The organism is Streptomyces sp. NPDC048565, assembly GCF_040650935.1.
GTDB lineage: Bacteria > Actinomycetota > Actinomycetes > Streptomycetales > Streptomycetaceae > Streptomyces.
The window spans coordinates 23718-40904 of record NZ_JBEZIH010000027.1 but is presented as its reverse complement, the minus strand read 5'-3'; the positions used below and the strand labels follow the sequence as shown (position 1 = coordinate 40904).

11 protein-coding genes are annotated in these 17187 nt (G+C 71.5%); 3 read left to right on the top strand and 8 right to left on the bottom strand.

Annotation, left to right across the window (positions count from 1 at the left end; genetic code table 11):
* Nucleotides 1-24: 24 nt before the first annotated feature.
* The 5 genes from AB0C75_RS28325 to AB0C75_RS28305 all read right to left on the bottom strand — a co-directional run bounded on the left by AB0C75_RS28325 (nucleotide 25) and on the right by AB0C75_RS28305 (nucleotide 6564).
* Complete coding sequence (locus AB0C75_RS28325; RefSeq protein ID WP_362894562.1) at nucleotides 25-1236, bottom strand: MFS transporter; 1212 nt, start codon at nucleotides 1234-1236, stop codon at nucleotides 25-27.
* A gap of 178 nt (nucleotides 1237-1414) precedes the next feature.
* On the bottom strand, nucleotides 1415-2599 hold the full coding sequence (locus tag AB0C75_RS28320) for a Cmx/CmrA family chloramphenicol efflux MFS transporter (RefSeq protein WP_362894561.1): 1185 nt from the start codon (nucleotides 2597-2599) through the stop codon (nucleotides 1415-1417).
* Between the two features lie 382 nt (nucleotides 2600-2981).
* The gene (locus AB0C75_RS28315) at nucleotides 2982-4001 is read right to left on the bottom strand and encodes an endonuclease/exonuclease/phosphatase family protein (protein ID WP_362894560.1); all 1020 of its coding nucleotides are present in this window, start codon (nucleotides 3999-4001) and stop codon (nucleotides 2982-2984) included.
* Between the two features lie 168 nt (nucleotides 4002-4169).
* Nucleotides 4170-4820, bottom strand: a complete 651-nt coding sequence (locus tag AB0C75_RS28310; RefSeq protein ID WP_362894631.1) for a TetR/AcrR family transcriptional regulator — start codon at nucleotides 4818-4820, stop codon at nucleotides 4170-4172.
* A 121-nt stretch (nucleotides 4821-4941) separates the two neighbouring features.
* Entirely contained in the window at nucleotides 4942-6564 is a 1623-nt protein-coding gene (locus AB0C75_RS28305; RefSeq protein ID WP_362894559.1) for an MFS transporter, read from the bottom strand.
* 200 nt (nucleotides 6565-6764) lie between these two features.
* On the opposite strand from AB0C75_RS28305, the gene panB reads away from it, so the two are divergent.
* The 3 genes from panB to AB0C75_RS28290 all read left to right on the top strand — a co-directional run bounded on the left by panB (nucleotide 6765) and on the right by AB0C75_RS28290 (nucleotide 9651).
* Nucleotides 6765-7652 carry a 3-methyl-2-oxobutanoate hydroxymethyltransferase gene (panB, locus tag AB0C75_RS28300; RefSeq protein WP_362894558.1) on the top strand — a complete coding sequence of 296 codons (888 nt, stop codon included), beginning with the start codon at nucleotides 6765-6767 and terminating at the stop codon, nucleotides 7650-7652.
* A gap of 134 nt (nucleotides 7653-7786) precedes the next feature.
* The gene (locus AB0C75_RS28295) at nucleotides 7787-8797 is read left to right on the top strand and encodes an ATP-binding cassette domain-containing protein (protein WP_362894557.1); all 1011 of its coding nucleotides are present in this window, start codon (nucleotides 7787-7789) and stop codon (nucleotides 8795-8797) included.
* A complete protein-coding gene (locus tag AB0C75_RS28290) occupies nucleotides 8794-9651 on the top strand; it encodes an ABC transporter permease (protein ID WP_362894556.1) in 858 nt (285 codons plus the stop codon). The genes AB0C75_RS28295 and AB0C75_RS28290 overlap by 4 nt, the downstream gene beginning before the upstream one ends.
* A 9-nt stretch (nucleotides 9652-9660) precedes the next feature.
* Here the strand turns inward: AB0C75_RS28290 and AB0C75_RS28285 are convergent, their stop codons facing one another.
* From AB0C75_RS28285 to AB0C75_RS28275, 3 genes are all read right to left on the bottom strand, one after another.
* Nucleotides 9661-11742, bottom strand: a complete 2082-nt coding sequence (locus tag AB0C75_RS28285) for a serine/threonine-protein kinase (protein ID WP_362894555.1) — start codon at nucleotides 11740-11742, stop codon at nucleotides 9661-9663.
* Nucleotides 11743-11802: 60 nt separating this feature from the next.
* Nucleotides 11803-13728 (bottom strand): serine/threonine-protein kinase, encoded by a 1926-nt coding sequence (locus tag AB0C75_RS28280; protein WP_362894554.1) that lies wholly within the window; start codon nucleotides 13726-13728, stop codon nucleotides 11803-11805.
* Nucleotides 13729-13834: 106 nt separating this feature from the next.
* Nucleotides 13835-17152, bottom strand: a complete 3318-nt coding sequence (locus AB0C75_RS28275) for a BTAD domain-containing putative transcriptional regulator (protein WP_362894553.1) — start codon at nucleotides 17150-17152, stop codon at nucleotides 13835-13837.
* Between the last annotated feature and the right edge of the window lie 35 nt (nucleotides 17153-17187).

Below are 17187 nucleotides of genomic sequence, written 5' to 3'. Positions count from 1 at the left end.
CGGTTCCGGCGAAGGGCCCGGGGCTCAGGAGGAGTGCTCGACCAGCTCGCGCGCGTCGGCGGGGGCGCCGGTCGCCACGACACGCGAGGTGCCCGGGGCCCGGTCCAGCACACCTGCGGTGACGGCGACGGCGAGACCCGCCACGGCCAGCACCGCGCCGACCAGGGCCGGAGAGGTCCAGCCCCAGCCTGCCGCGATGGCGACCCCGCCGAGCCAGGCCCCGCCCGCGTTGGCGAGGTTGAAGGCGGAGTGGTTGGAGGCGGACGCGAGCGTGGGGGCGTCCTTGGCCTTGTTCATCACGAGCATCTGCAGCGGTGTGGTCGTCATGAAGCCGATGCCGCCGAGCAGCACCACCATGACCAGCGCCGCCCACTGCACATGGACGGTGAAGGGGAAGACGACGAGCACGACGGCGAGGGCGCCCAGTGAGCCGTAGAGGGTGGGGCGCAGCGCCCGGTCGGTGAGCGGTCCCGCCGCCAGTGCGCCGAGGGTCATCCCGATGCCGAAGAGCGCGAGGACGAGCGTCACCGAGGACTCGCCGAAGCCCATCGCCTCGGTCGTCATGGACGAGAGGTAGGAGTAGACGGCGAAGACGCCGGCGAAGCCGAGGACGGCAGTGAGCAGGCCGAGCACGACCTGCCGGTTGCCGAGCGCGCTCAGTTCACGGCGTACGCCCTGGTGCGCCTCGACGGGGATCTGCGGGACGAGACGGGCGAGCGCGGCCATGGCGGCGAGGCCGATCACCGCGACCACCATGAACGTGGCGCGCCAGCCGAGGTGTTGTCCCAGCAGGGTGGCCGCCGGTACGCCGACGATGTTGGCCACGGTCAGGCCGAGGAACATCGTGGCGACGGCGCGGGCCTGGCGCCCGTCAGGCACGAGGCGCGCGGCGACGACGGCGCCGACGCCGAAGAAGGCCCCGTGCGGCAGCCCGGCCAGGAACCTGCCGGCCAGCAGCCAGCCGAAGTCGGGAGCGAAGGCGGAGGCCAGGTTGCCGACGGTGAAGAGGGCCATCAGCAGCAGGAGCATCCGCTTGCGCGGGATCCTGGAGCCGAGGCCGGTGAGGAGCGGGGCACCGAGGACGACGCCGATCGCGTACGCCGAGACGAGGTAACCGGCGGTGGGTACGGACGTTCCCAGATCGTCCGCGACGTTGGGGAGCAGCCCCATCATCACGAACTCGGTGGTGCCGATGCCGAAGGCGCTCACAGCGAGGGCGAGCAGGGCCAGGGGCATGGAGGTGACCTTTCGGGCAGGGGGCCGACCTGGCCGTGGGGGCCGGGTGGCGGCGGTGATGGTGCGGGAGCGTCGGCGTCGTTGCCGGAACGGGTTATGTATCCCGTCGGAACAAAGTCTCTCAGACGTTTTATGCCCGGACGTGAACATGCCGTTGCGGCGGGGTGTGATGTGGGCATCACTCGGCGGCCCCGAGCCGCCCGGGAACGCGTACCGCACCGGAGGACAGCGAGAGCACCCACCCACCCGCGAGGGCCGCACACATCAGCAGGGCGCTCACCCAGACCGGAGCGCGGAAGCCGAGGCCCGCGCCGAGGGCCAGGCCGCCGAGCCAGGGGCCGGCCGCCGCGCCCACGTTGAAGGCGGCCGTGGCGAAGGAGCCCGCAAGCGTCGGGGCGTCCGGAGCCAGCTGGAAGACCCGGGTGATCAGCGTCGTGCCCGTGCCGAAGGCGAGCGCCCCCTGGAGCAGGACGAGGGCGAGGGCCGCCGCCGGATACGAGGCAGTCAGGGCCAGCATCGCCCAGCCGGCGGCCAGGGCGCTCATGCCGAGCCCGATGACGGCGCCGGGGCGGGCGTCGGCCAGGCGCCCGGCCAGCGTGACGCCCGCGAACGAGCCGACGCCGAACAGCGCGAGCACCATGGGCACCCAGCCCTGGCCGAACCCGGTGACACGGGTGACCAGCGGCTCCAGGTAGGAGAAGGTACAGAAGGTCGCCCCCTGCACGAGCGCCATCACCAGCAGCGTCAGCAGCAGCCGGGGCCGGGCCAGTGCCCGCAGTTCACTCATCGCACCGGCCGGCGGCGGCGCGCCGTCGGGCCGGCCCCCCGGCAGGGCCACCAGCAGCGCCCCCGCGGCCGGTACGGAGACGAGGGCCACGGCCCAGAAGGCCGAGCGCCAGCCCCATAGTTCGCCGAGGGCCGCCCCCGCGGGGACGCCCACCACGCACGCGACGGTGACCCCTCCGACGACCACGGCGGTGGCCCGCGCCCGCCGGTGCGGGCCGGCCAGGGCCAGTGCGGTGACCAGCGCCACCGCCCAGAAACCGGCGTTGGCCAGCGCCCCGGCGACCCGGGTGGCGAGCAGTACCCCGTAGCTGGAGGTCAGGGCGCCGACGACATGGGCGGCGATGAAGACGCCGAGGAAGAACAGCAGCGCACGGCGTCGGGGCCAGGCGCGTCCGGCGAGAGCGGTGAGCGGTGCGCCGACCACCATCCCGACCGCGAAGGCCGAGGTCAGCAGCCCTGCGGCGCCCAGCGAGACGTGCAGGTCACCGGCGATGCCCGAGAGCAGGCCGGACAGCATGAATTCCGATGTGCCCTGGGCGAAGACCGCCAGCCCGAGCACGTACACGGCGAATGGCATGAGTAGAGGACCCCTTGTGCGGAACCGTCGGAGGAACGAGCGGTGTGCGGGGGATGCGGGCCGCGCCCGTCGTCACGCGCCGGAGCGCGGGGACGGCTACGCGGTGGAATGTCCGGTTCACGAACGCCCGGCGTCACGAACGCCCGGTGTCACGAACGTCCGGCGTCACGAACGTCCGGCGTCGTCACGGGACATGAGAGTCGGCCCACACCGCCTCGGGCGGTCCGGCGGTGGTCGACGGCACGGCGGTCGAACCCGGTGACCTGTGGGGTCAGCGGCTTTCGGCGTCGGGGAGCGGCCACCGGCGAACCGGCGGCCGGAGTCTGTCGGACTCGGGGCTGGACATGGATGCGAGCGTACCGCGCCGGTCACAGCCGGGGGGCTACAGCTCCACGCGGGCCGCGATCGGGAGGTGGTCGCTGTCCGTGGCGGGCAGGGTCCAGGAGGACAGGGGCTCGACGCCCCGCACCATGATCTGGTCGATCCGTGCCATCGGGAACGCCGCCGGCCAGCTGAAGCCGAAGCCGTCGCCCGCGGCGCCCTGGGTGGAGCGCATCTGCGAGGTGACCCCGTTCAGCGAGCGGTCGTTCATCGTGCCGTTCAGGTCGCCGAGCAGGACCACCCGCTCCAGCGGTTCGTGCTCGATCGCGTTGCCCAGGGCGTCCGCGCTGGCGTCCCGCTGGTTGGCGGTGAAGCCCGCGTTCAGCTTGACCCGTACGGAGGGGAGGTGGGCGACGTACACCTTGACCCGGCCCTCGGGGGTCGTGACCGTGGCGCTCATCGCGCGGGTCCAGCCGAGCTTGATGTCGACGGGCCCCGCGTCGGTCACCGGGTACTTGCTCCACAGGCCGACGGTGCCCTGGACGGCGTGGTGCGGATAGCGCTCGGCGAGCGCGTCCTCGTACGCCGACACCTTGCCGCTCGGGAGTTCCTGGAGGGCCACGACGTCCGCGCCGGAACCGGCGACCTGCTGGGCGGTGCCCTCGGGGTCGGGGTTGCCCGCGTTGACGTTGTGCGTGGCGACGGTGAGGTTACCGCCGCTGCCCGACTTGTCGGCGAACATCAGGCCGCCGAAGAGATTGAGCCAGACCGCGACCGGCAGGACCAGGGCGATCACCGCCGTCGCGGAACGCCGGACCAGACCGAGGATCAGCAGAAGGGGGATGAAGACGCCGAACCAGGGCAGGAACGTCTCGACGAGGCTTCCCAGATTGCCGATGGTGTTCGGGATGTCCGAGTGGAGGAGCATCACGAGGGTCAGGAGCACCGAGCAGAGCGCCAGGATGATGCCGCGCCGCCAGATGCCCGGGTCTGCGAGCCTTCGGCGCAGGGCCCCGAACCGGGTGCCCGGCCTCGGTCCCGCGTCGGCGCCCTCGGTGTCCGCCCTGTACGCCTGCACCATCGCGCTCGTCCTCACTGCCTTGCCCTGCACATCACCGCGCCTGACGACCCTAGGCGATGTGTGGCGCCGTTCCCGTCCTCGACGACGGCCCTGCTGCCATCAGAACGATGAATTCGGCAGGACTGGTTCCGGATGTGACCACGGTACGGGTGGCTTGCGGCGGAACGGTCACACGGGCGGCGCGTCGGAGTGCGGCGCGAGCCCCTGGAGGAGCATCCGGATGATGCGGTCGGCGAGGTCGTCGGGCAGGGGCGCGTCGAGGCGGTGGATGGTGCGGACCATCATGGGTCCCACGAACAGGTCGTCCATGAGCTCCACGTCGAAGTCCTCACGGAGCTCCCCCGCGTCCACCGCCCGACGCACGGCGGCCAGCATCGCCGCCCGGCGCGGCCCGATGACCGTGTTCTGGTACGCACTCCACAGCTTGGGGTGCTTCTTCGTCTGCACGAACACGTTGTGCAGGAGGGCGGAGGAGCGCTGGGCGAGGGCGCGTGTCCGCATGGACTCCAGCAGGACGCGCAGGTCGTCGAGGCCCCCGGTGCCGGAGACGGTGGGTTCGGGGGGCTCGATGTCGCGCAGTACGTCGACGAAGAGCTCCTCCTTGCCGCTCCAGCGGCGGTAGATGGTGGCCTTGCCGACCCCGGCGGTGCGGGCGATGCGCTCGATGGACAGGCCGTCCAGGGTCTCCCCCGCCTCCAGCAGCTCCGTGACGGCGTCGAAGATCGCCCGCTCGACGGCCGCGCTTCGGGGACGGCCCCGGCGTGGCTCGGAACCTCCCTGGCAGGGCGGATCCACCGGACCCTCGGCCGGGTCCTGCACCGGGTTCTGTGCCGCCTGCCGCACTGGGCCGCCTCTCGCTGTGCCGTCCGCCGTTCGCCGTACGTGTCGATTCTCGCCGACCGGCCGGGGGCGGAGCGACTCCCCCGGCCGGAACAGCCGGTCAGGCCTGGTGCACGGGCTCCTCGGCGGCCTGCGGGGCCCGGTCGGGCTCCCTCCGGTCCGGCTTCCCCTGCGCGGGCTGCCTGCCCGGCAGGAACGCGGCCACCACGGCCGCGCCGATCAGTGCGACCGCCGCCGAGCCGAGCGCGGTGACGTGCATCGCGCCGATGAACGCGTCGTTCGCCGCGGCGACCAGCGGCTTGCCGGCCGGGCCCAGCTTCTGCGCGACGCCCAGGGTCGCCTCGATGGACTCGCCTGCGACGTCCCGCGCTGCGGCGGGTACGCCGTCGAGGTGGCCCTCGATGTCACCCCGGTAGACCGTGGAGAGCACCGAGCCGAGCACGGCGATCCCGAGCGCGCCACCCACCTGGCGGAACGTGTTGTTGATGGCCGAGCCCGAACCGGCCCGCTCGCGGGGCAGGGCCTGCATCACGGCGACGGTGACCGGCGGCATGATGTGCGCCATGCCGGTGCCCTGGACGAAGAAGACCACGCACAGGATCCACAGCGGGGTGTCCGCGGTGAACAGGGAGAACGCCGCGAGGCCGGCGGCGACGAGCAGCATGCCGACGGTGCAGACGGCCTTGGCCCCGAACCGGTCGACGACCAGCCGGGCGCGCGGCGCGAAGATCATCTGCGCGACGGCGAGCGGCAGGATCAGCAGCCCTGACTCCAGCGCGGTGTAGCCGCGCACGCTCTGCAGATAGAAGGCGGAGAAGAAGGTGACGCCCATCAGCGCGAAGAAGACCAGCGCGATGGCCGCGACCGCGGCGGAGAAGGCGGGCTTGCGGAAGTAGGAGATGTCGATCGACGGGTGCGGGCTGCGCTTCTCGTGCCAGACGAAGGCGGCGAGCACCAGCAGGCCGCCGATCAGCGGTGCGAGGACACCGATGTCGGTGAAGGAGGCGAGTTCACCGCCGCGGATGATGCCGTAGACCAGCAGGACCAGGCCGACGACGGACAGGACGACCCCGAGTGGGTCGACGCGGCCGGGCGCGGGGTCCCGTGAGTCGGGCACCAGGACGGCCATGGCGATGAGCGCGATGACCACCACGGGCACGTTGACCAGGAAGATCGAGCCCCACCAGAAGTGCTCCAGGAGCGCACCGCCGGTGATCGGACCGATCGCGATGCCGAGGCCGACGCTGCCGGCCCAGATGCCGATGGCCTTGGGCTGCTCGTCGCGCTCGAAGACGTTCATCAGGACGGCGAGGGTGGCGGGCATCACGAACGCGGCGCCGAATCCCATCAGCGCGCGCCAGGTGATGAGTTCGCCCGGCGACGAGGAGAACGCGGCCAGGGCCGAGCCGAGGCCGAAGAGCAGGATGCCGCCGAGCAGCACCTTCTTACGGCCGATGCGGTCGCCGAGCAGGCCGGCGGTGAAGAGGAGGCCCGCGAAGACGAGGGTGTAGGAGTTGATCGCCCATTCGAGCTGACTCTGGGTGGCTCCGATGCCGGTGGGCGCGGGGCTGGCGATCGTCTTGACCGCGACGTTCAGGATCGAGTTGTCCAGAACGACGATGAGCAGGCTGAACATGAGGACGCCGAGGATGGCCCACCGGCGGCGGTGGACCGCCTCGGGGACACGGGGCGCGGCGGCGGGGCCGCCGGACGGTATGGACATGACCCCGACCCTAGCCGAATTCCAATACGAGACCGTCTCGTATTGGAAAGACTTTACCGGCTCGCCCTCCACCGTTCACACGCAGCGCTCGCAGGGCGGGCGGGTGGGCCCACTTCCCGGGAACGGCCCGGGGATGCCACCATGGAAGGGATCCGGGGACGCCGTCAGGGCGCCTCGAGATGACGAAGGAGCCGTTGGCCATGTCGCTTCAGGCTGCGCAGAACCAGTCCGCCACACCTCCCGCGGGCCCCACCCCCGGCGCCGGCAAGGCGTTGTACGGGGGCACGAGCACCCGCCGCATCAGCGTCCACGACATCACCGCCGCCACCGAGCGCGGCGAGAAGTGGCCCATGCTCACGGCGTACGACGCGATGACCGCGTCCGTCTTCGACGAGGCCGGCATCCCGGTCATGCTCGTCGGCGACTCCATGGGCAACTGTCACCTCGGCTACGAGACCACCGTGCCCGTCACCATGGACGAGATGGCCATGCTCTCGGCCGCCGTGGTGCGGGGCACCAAGCGCGCCCTGATCGTGGCCGACCTGCCCTTCGGGGCGTACCAGGAGGGCCCGGTCCAGGCCCTGCGCAACGCCACCCGGCTGATCAAGGACGCCGGTGTCGGCGCGGTCAAGCTGGAGGGCGGCGAGCGCTCCCACGAGCAGATCAGGCTCCTGGTCGAGTCCGGCATCCCGGTCATGGGCCACATCGGTCTGACCCCGCAGTCCGTCAACGCCATGGGCTACCGCGTGCAGGGCCGTGGCGAGGAGGCGGCGCAGCAGCTGCTGCGCGACGCGAAGGCGGTGCAGGACGCGGGCGCGTTCGCCGTCGTCCTGGAGCTCGTGCCGGCCGAGCTGGCCGCCGAGGTGACCCGCACCCTGCACATCCCGACCGTCGGTATCGGCGCCGGTTCCGACACGGACGCGCAGGTGCTGGTCTACACCGACATGGTCGGGCTGACCGGCGGCAAGGTCCCGCGCTTCACCAAGCAGTACGCGAATCTGCGTCAGGTGCTGACCGACGCCGCCAAGGAGTACGCCGAAGAGGTCGTCGGCGGCGCCTTCCCCGCGGCGGAGCACACCTTCCACTGACGCCCCTCAGAACCACTGCCGCACCACCGACAGCCCGCCGACTTCCCCCATCGGCGGGCTGTCGCCTGCCGTCCGTCCGCTGCTGTCAGCGGCATGTCGGTGACTTGTCGGTGGCGACTGGTCTGATGGTGTCCATGACGCAGAACGACAAGAACCTCAGGGACGGCAGGAACGCCGTCGAGGTGCGGGGGCTGGTCAAGCACTACGGCGACACCAAGGCGCTGGACGGTGTGGACCTCGATGTACGCGAGGGCACCGTCCTCGGTGTGCTCGGGCCCAACGGCGCGGGCAAGACCACCCTCGTACGCTGCCTCTCCACCCTGATCCTGCCCGACTCCGGACACGCGGTCGTCGCCGGCTACGACGTGGTGAAGCAGCCCAGGCAACTCCGCCGCACCATCGGCCTGACCGGCCAGTACGCCTCGGTCGACGAGAAGCTCTCCGGGTGGGAGAACCTCTACATGATCGGGCGGCTGCTCGACCTGCCTCGCAAGAAGGCGCGGTCACGCGCCGACGAGCTGCTGGAGCGCTTCTCGCTCACCGATGCGGCGAAGAAGGCCGCGATGGACTACTCCGGCGGCATGCGGCGCCGGCTCGACCTGGCGGCTTCCATGATCGGCAGCCCGTCCGTCCTGTATCTGGACGAGCCCACCACGGGTCTCGACCCCCGTACCCGGAACGAGGTCTGGGACGAGGTACAGCGCATGGTCGCGGAGGGGGCGACCGTGCTGCTCACCACCCAGTACATGGAGGAGGCCGAGCAGCTCGCCAGCGAGCTGACCGTCATCGACCAGGGCAGGATCATCGCCCGCGGCGGTGTCGACGAGCTGAAGGCCAAGGTCGGCGGCCGCACCCTGCAGATCAGGCCGTCCGACCCGGCGCAGCTGGCCGCGATGGCGCAGGCGCTGCGGGAGGCCGGTCTCGACGGCGTCGCGGGCGCCCAGGCGGTCCCGGACGAGGGACTGCTCTACGTACCGATCCTGAGCGACGAGCAGTTGACCGCCGTCATCGGACTGCTCGGCACCCGGGGCTTCTCGCTGGCGCACGTCGCCACCGCGCTGCCCAGCCTGGACGAGGTGTTCCTCGCCATCACCGGTGGCAAGGCCACCCCCACCGACACGATCCCCCAGGAGGTCGCGGCATGAGCACGACGACTCTGACGCCCACCCCCGCCGGAACGGCCCCGGGCACCCCCGTCACGCACGTCCACGACGAGGGCGGGATCGGGCTCCGGAACAACCTGCGGCACATCGGGGCGCTGGTGCGGCGCAATCTGCTCCAGATCAAGAAGGATCCGGAGTCGATGTTCGACGCGCTCCTGATGCCGGTCATCTTCGTGCTGCTGTTCGTCTACGTCTTCGGCGGATCGGTCGGCAGCAGCCTGGGCGGCAGCCGGCAGGACTATCTGAACTACCTGATCCCCGGGCTGATGGCGATGATGGGCATGAACATCGCCATGGCCGTCGGAAGCGGTGTCAACGACGACTTCCGCAAGGGGGTCATGGACCGGTTCCGCACCATGCCGATCGCCCGCTCATCCGTGCTCATCGCCAAGATCGTGGTCGAGCTCGGCCGGATGATGGTCGCCACGCTGATCCTGCTGGGCATGGGCTTCGCGCTCGGTCTGGAGCTCCATGGGTCGGTGCTCGGCCTGGTGGGGGCCATCGCCCTGGCGGCCGCGTTCGGCGCCGCCATCATGTGGATCTTCATCCTGCTCGGACTGACCTTGAAGACGGCCCAGGCCGTCCAGGGGATGGGAATGATCGTGATGATGCCGCTCCAGTTCGGCTCCTCCATCTTCGCCCCGACGCAGACCATGCCCGGCTGGCTCCAGACGTTCACCGACTACAACCCGCTGTCCAACCTGGCCGACTCGGCCCGCGGGCTGATGATGGGCGGCCCGCTCGGCCACTCGGTCTGGCTGACGCTCGGCTGGACCGTGGTCATCACCGCGGTGATGGCACCCCTCGCGGTGTCCAAGTTCCGTAAGAAGTCCTGAGCTCGGCGTTCAGGTGGGCACCTGCCAGATGCGGACGGTGTCGTCCGCAGAGGCGCTGTCGACCTGGGAGAGTCCCACGGCGAGGGTGTCGCCGTCCGGGCTGAACACCACCGCTGCCACCTTGCCGCCGCAGTCGAAAGTGGCGGTGGTCCTTCCCGTGACCGTGTCCCACAGCCGGACGGTCCCGTCTTCGCTGCCGCTGGCCAGGGCGGAGCCGCCCGGCTGGAACGCGAGCGAGACGACCGAGTCCTTGTGGCCCTTGAGAGTCACGATGTTCTGGCGCGTGGCGACGTTCCAGAGGCGTACCGGGCCGTTCCTTTCCGCTATGGCCAGGATCTGGCTGTCCGGGCTGAACGTCGAGGTCTGGAAGGAGTTGTATTCGGCGTCGATGGTGGCCACTGCCTTGAGCGACGGCACCTCCCGCAGCTTCAGGGGGAACGCGGTGACCAGGAGCTTGGCGTCCGGGCTGAAGGCCAACGGCCCGCTGAACTGGCCCTTTTGAATGTCGAGTCGCTTGCCGGAGCCGAAGTCCCACGTATACAGGCCTTCGGCCATGCTCCCGACGAGGGTCTTGCCGTTCGGGCTGAGGGCCAAGGACTGCACGAAGCCCTCCTGCGCCTTGCCGGCAGGGGGGCCGTCGAACGTCATCACCACGCGGCCGGAGGTCACGTCCCATACCTGGACCTTGTTCTTGTCCGCCCTGATCAGGCGCTTGAGGTCCGAGGTGAACACTGCGGGCTGCAGATAGCTGGGAACGCCGATGCGGACACTTTCAGCATGCTTGGTGGGTACGTCCCACTTCCGGATGGTGCCGTCGCCACCCGCGGCGAGCAACGTCTTGGCGTCCTTCCCGAAGACGAGGACCTGGACGGATTCGGGGCCCTTGAGGGTGACTCCGTCCGCCGGGGATCCCCCGGAAGGACCGGCCTCGGCTCCGGCTCCGGAAGCGGAGTTGTCGGAGTCGCTGCCCCTCTCCCGCACGACGAGCGCGGTCCCGACGCCCGCCGCGGCTGTCGCTGCCGCCAGGCCGCCGATGAGGAGCGTGCGCCGGGACATCCCGCCCGGGCTGCTGTCGGGCGAGGGCGGCGGCGAGGGCGAGGGCGGGTTCGGAGGACGGGCTGGGTAGGCAGGCACATGGGTGGCGGTCGGCAGCATGTGCATCGGCTGCCTGGCGTCGACCAGGTGCAGCGTCCCGCCCTGTCCGGACGAGGGCTGCGCCTCCCCTGCGTTGGCCTCCGGCGGTGTCTGCTCCGTGCCGGGGGCGGGCGCCGGAACGACCGCATCGCCGGCGGGCAGACCCGCGAACCGGGTCAGGAGATCGGCGACGGAAGGGCGCCCGTCGGGGTCTTTGACCAGACAGGCGGTCAACAACCGCAGCAGTTCGCCGTCGAGGCCGTCGAGTGCGGGCGGCTCGTTCAGGATCCGCGGAATGGCCTGCACCAGGGCCGGGGCGTCGAAGGGGCTCCGACCGGTGGCGGCGAAGGCGAGGACGGAGCCGAGGGAGAAGACATCACTGGCCGGTCCGGCCCGGTCGGCGCTGATCTGTTCCGGCGACATGAAGGCGTAGGTCCCGATGACCGTGCCGACGGTGGTGAGCGCACTGGCGTCCAGAGCGAGGGCGATGCCGAAGTCGATGATGCGCGGTCCGTCCTCGGCGAGGATGACGTTACCGGGCTTCAGGTCCCTGTGGACCAGGCCGCAGCGGTGAATGGCGGCCAGTCCCTCCGCGAGTCCCGCACCCAGACGCAGCACCGCCTCGGCGGCGAGGGGGCCCTGTTCAGCGACCGTCTGATGCAGAGTGAGGCCCGGCACGAACGCCGTGACCAGCCACGGCGACGCGGCTTGTGGGTCGGCGTCGACGACCTGGGCGGTGTGGAAGCCGCCTACGCGCCGTGCCGCGTCGACCTCGCGGGCGAACCGCTCCCTGAACTGCGGAGCAGCCGCCAGCTCCGGCCGGATGACTTTGACCGCGACTCTCCGGCCACCTGGTGACATACCGAGAAACACTTGTCCCATACCGCCCGCGCCCAGGCGGCCCTCAAGCCGGTAGGGGCCGACCCACTGCGGGTCGCCGGGCTCCAACGCTTCCATGAGTACCGTCCGTCGAGGGGAAGAAGAGCGGCGTGCGTCACCGGGGAGGTCCGGTGCCCGCTAGGGGAACGCCCACAGCTGGATCGAGTCGCCCGACCCGATGGATCCGAGTCCGGCAGCCAGTGCCTTGCCGTCCGGGCTGAACGCCAGCACCGGGACCCTGAGGACGAGGCCGTTCGAGTCGGGCGCGACCCCGGTCAATGTGGCGGTGACCCGCCCGGTGGACACGTCCCAGAGACTGATGCTCCTGCCGACGGGGCCCTCCGGGTCTTCGACGGGGTTGGCTCCCGCGCCCGCGATCACCGCTTTCCCCGGGCGGTACTCCGCCGCCATGAGGAACTCGTGATGATCGGTGAGCGTGCTGGTGAGGCTGCCGGTCTCCAGGTCCCACATCCGGATGCCGTTGCCGACGCCGGCGAGAACCTTGCCGTCCGGGCTGAACATCACACCACTGTAGGAGTCCTCCCGGTCGACGGCGAAGGTCTTGACGAGGCGGCCGGTGTCGGTGGACCAGAGCAGCACCCCACGGGTGTCCGCGGCCACGCTGGCCAGCGTCTTGCCGTCCGGGCTGAACGCCAGATCCTCAAGGCTTCCGGAATGTCCTTCGAGGGTGGCGGTGGACTCGCCGGTGGCCGGCGTCAGGAGCTCGATCCCCGATTCCTTGCCGACGGCGAGCGTATTGCCGTCCGGGCTGAACGCCAGGGCGGTGACGCCCTGGAACTCGCCGCTGCGGGAGAGGACGACATCCGTCTGAGCGTGCGTGCGCACGTCCCAGCTCCGAAGGGTCCGGTCGAGGCTGCCCGTGTACAGCGTGCTTCCATCCGGGCTGAAGACCAGGGCCAGGACATCACCGGTATGGCCCTTGAGCGTGGCGACCGTACGGCCGGAGGCGACATTCCACAGTCGCACCGTAGTGTCCGAGCTGCCGCTGGCGAGGGTCCGCCCGTCCGGACTGAAGGCGAGACAGTTGACATCGGAACTGTGGCCGCTCAGTTGTCCGACCGGCTTGGTCACGTCTCTGGCGGGGGACGACGTGGGCGTGGGGCCGCCCTTCGACGAGTCCTTCACCTTGCGGTCCGGCCGGAGCAGGAACGTGGGCAGGGCGACCGCGGTGGCGGCGGCCGCGATCCCGCCCCAGAGCACGACGCGTCGACCGACCGGCGGGTTCGGGGCAGGTCCGGTGACCGAGACCTGGCGCAGGATGTCGGCGGCCGACGGGCGTAGAGCGGGGTCCTTGTCCAGACAGGCGGTGATCAGGGAATGCAGGCTGTCGCCGTCGACGAGGCCCGCGAGATGGGGCGGTTCGCCGACGATCCGGTGGACGATCGCCGGGACGGTGGACGCGTCGAACGGGCCCCGACCGGTGGCGGCGAAGGTCAGGACGGAGCCGAGGGAGAAGACATCACTCGCGGGCGAGACGGGAGCGGAACGTATCTGCTCCGGCGATGCGTAGGCGAAGGTTCCGACGATCTGACCCGTGCGGGTCATCGGACCGGTGTCGGCGGCATGGGCGACGCCGAAGTCGATGATGCGCGGTCCGTCCTCGGCGAGGATGACGTTACCGGGCTTCAGGTCCCTGTGGACCAGGCCGCAGCGGTGAATGGCGGCCAGACCTTCCGCGAGTCCCGCACCCAGACGCAACGCGGCGGCAGGAGCGAGTGGACCGTGGGCGGTGACGACCTGCTGGAGCGTGGGCCCTGGGATGTACTGGGTGACCAGCCACGGGGACGGGGCCTCCGGGTCGGCGTCGACGACCTGGGCGGTGTGGAAGCCGCCTACGCGCCGTGCCGCGTCGACCTCGTGGGCGAACCGCTCCCTGAACTGCGGAGCAGCCGCCAACTCGGGCCGGATCAGCTTCACCGCGACCTTGCGTCCCGCAGGGGACGTACCGAGAAAGACCTGTCCCATGCCGCCCGCACCCAGCCGCCCGTCCAGCAGGTACGGCCCGACATGTGTGGGATCCGAAGGGTCGAGGCGCTCCACCATGCGCTACTCGCATCCGCCAGGAAACACGGGTGAGTTCACGAACGAAAGTAAATCATGACCCCGAGGGGGGCCTTGGGGGCGAGTGCCGATCTCCCTCGAAGTTTCGTCACGCGACCTGGGCAGCTGTGTACGCGCTCAGCAGGGCGGTGGCCTCCTCGATGGAGAGGCCACCGCCCTCGGCGTTCGCGGCCTCGTAGGCGGCGGGCCCGAGGACACCGCGGGACAGCTCGTCGGCCGCCGCGATGTTGCTCCGCTCCATCGTCGTCGGCACATGGCCGTCCGGCAGCAGCGCCCGTGCGGCGCCCAGCAACCGCGCCGCCAGGGTGGCCCTTCGCTCACCGCCCAGCCCAGCCAGCGCCCGTGCCGCCGTGACCAGAATGAGCAGACGCATGTGCGGGGCCACCATCTGCGACAGGTGGTCGTCGGACCGCTCCAGCGCCTCCCGGCCCCGGGTCAGGGCGTCGGCGTACAGCCCTTCCTGGTTGTCCAGCCAGGCTTCGCCACCCAGCAGGAACGCGTCGAAGAACACCATCGGCGTGGAATCGAATTCCGCTCGCATCACAGTGAGTTGCTCGCGGGCCTCATCGGTGCGACCGGACATGCCCAGCCACATGGCGAGGAAGAACCGGGCGAACGCCGTCCCCTCGTGCCCCGCACCCCGCCCGTCGATGAGCACCTCCCGGAAGATCGCCTCACCTTCGGCGCCGCGACCGAGCTCGACCAGTGCGGCGGCGTAGCGGGTGCGCAGCACCAGGACCTGGGAGTGGGCGCCCAGCTTCTCCGCGTAACCGATCGCGGCCTGGTAGTCCTCGGCCGCCCGGGTGTGGTCGCCCGCCTTCTCGTTGGCCTCACCGCGTGAGGAGAGTGCCTCCGCCACACCCCAGTCGTCGCCGAGGCGGCGGAAGATCTCCAGGCTCTCGTCGGCGTCCGCGTGGGCCTCGCCCGCCCAGTCGGACCGGTTGGCCAGCATGTTGGCACGCACCTGGAGCGCGGCGGCCAGCTCCCAGTCGTATCCGAACTCCCGGGAGGCGCGCACCCTCTCGTCGAGCAGTTCACGCAGGTTCTCCAGGGCGCCGGTGAACAGGACGGCGAAGAACCAGAGCGAACCCGGGCTGCGGCAGGCCTGCGGCTGCCCCGGCAGGTAGGTGGCGGCGATGACCCGCAGACGCGTGATGCCCGGCTCCGTCGACCAGGACTCCATCGCGTCGTCCGAACCGGCCAGCTGGATCAGCGCCACCTCACGCCGCGCCTCCTGGAGCAGCTCGGGGCCCATGGGCGGCGGCGCGTCGATGCAGCGTTCATGGAGGGAGGGTGCGAGGCGGGCCGGCCCGGCGAACGGGTCCGGGCCGAGTGAGGCGGCGGCCTCGGCCCACTGCTGGGCGTCGCTGCGCAGATCACGCATCTGCCAGTACCAGGAGAGCGAGAGCACCATGCAGAGCGACTCCTGCTCGTCGCGGGCGGCGACGGCGCGCCGCAGCGCGGTGCGCAGATTCTCGTACTCGCGCTGGATCAGTTCGAGGGCGGCGCGCTGTCCGGCGCCCCGGAGTTCGGGGTCGGTGGTGCGTGCCAGCTCCCGGAAGAACACGAGGTGCCGCCGTTCGGTGGCATCCCGCTCCTCCGCCACGTCGAGCCGTTCGCCGGCGTACTCGTCGACGGTCTCCAGGAGGCGGTAGCGCATCCGGCCGTCGGCGGCGGGTGCGGCGACGACGAGGGACTTGTCGACGAGCGAGCCCAGCAGGCCTGCCACGTCACGCGCGCCCGCCGGCCCGTCCGCGCAGACCGCCTCGGCGGCGGCGAGCGTACAGCCGCCGGAGAAGACCGACAGCCGGCGCAGGGCGGTGCGCTCGTCCTCGTCCAGGAGGTCCCAGGACCAGTCGACGACCGCCCGCAGGGTCTGCTGGCGCGGAAGCACGGTGCGGCTGCCGTTGCTCAGCAGCCGGAACCTGTCGTCGAGCCGGTCGGCGATCTGACGCGGGGTGAGCATGCGCAGCCGGGCGGCGGCGAGCTCGATCGCGAGCGGCAGCCCGTCCAGACGGCGGCAGATCTCGGCGGTGGCCGCAGCCGTCTGCTCGTCCGCGTCGACCCGGAAGCCGGACAGCGCCGCGGCACCGCGGTCCGCGAGCAGGCGCAGCGCCATCGGGTCGGGCAGCGGGTCGACCGGATGGACGAACTCGCCCGGTACGCCCAGGGGTTCACGGCTGGTCGCGAGGACGGTGAGCCCGGGGCAGCGGACCAGCAGATGGTCGGCGAGGGCCGCGGCCGCCTCGATGAGGTGCTCGCAGTTGTCCAGGAGGAGCAGCATGCGGCGCCCCGAGCAGTGTTCGGTGAGCCGGGCGAGCGGTTCGCCCGAGCCCCGCTCCGCCGCCCGCAGTCCCTCGGCGCCCGCGCCGCGCAGCACGGTCTCGCGACCGCCGAGCGCGGTGAGTACGGCCTCGGGAACCGCCTCCGGGTCGTCGACCGGCGCGAGCTCGGCCAGCCAGACGCCGTCCGGCCAGCGGGCCGGATCGGTGGACTCGGCCGCCTCCTGGGACAGCCTGGTCTTGCCCGCGCCGCCGGGGCCCAGAAGGGTGACCAGCCGGGCCCTGGTGAGGTCGTCGAGCAGCTCGGCGATGTCCGCGTCACGTCCGACGAAGCTGGTGAGCCTGGCCCGCAGATTGCCCCGTCGCTCGGGCGGGGGGCCGGGAGCGGGGGCCGGAGCGGGTGCGTCCTGGTGCAGCAGCTCCTCGTGCAGTGCGCGCAGTGCGGGCCCCGGGTCGGAGCCGAGCCGGTCGGCGAACAGGGTGCGCACCTCGTCGTACGCCGCGAGTGCCTGCGCGGTGCGCCCGGCGTCCCGCAGCGCCCTGATCCGGAGGGCCTGGAGCGGCTCGTCCAGCGGGTGGTCGGCGCAGAGCCCGGAGAGCTCCGGCAGGGTCCCCTCGGCGCCGCCCTGCGCGAGGGCGGCCTCGATCCTGGTCCTGCGGGCGTCCAGCCGCCTGGCCTCCCAGCGGGCCGCCGCCGCGGCGCGGTCCGGCAGGTCGGCGAATGCGGGCCCGCGCCACAGGTCGAGCGCGTCGTCGAGTACGGCGGCGGCCTTCGCCGCGTCGCCCTCCTCCAGCGCCCTGGTGCCCTCGCCCGTGAGCCGCTCGAAGCGGTGCAGGTCCACGGTGTCCGGTTCGGTGGCGAGCCGGTAGCCGTTCGCCGCGGACTCGACCGCGTCCCGGCCCAGCGCACGCCTGAGCCGGCCCACCAGGGCCTGCAGCGCTCCGGGGGCGTCGGCGGGCGGGTCGCCGTCCCACACCTCGTCGACGAGCACCCCGGCGGGAACCGTGCGGCCGGGCCGCAGGGCGAGCACGGTGAGCAGGGCGCGCAGCCGCGCCCCGCCGAGGGCGACGGGCGTGCCGTCGGAGCGGAGAGCGAGGGTGGTACCGAGGATGGCGTAGTACACACGTCCATTGTCCGTGACGGCTCCGCTCCGGGGAA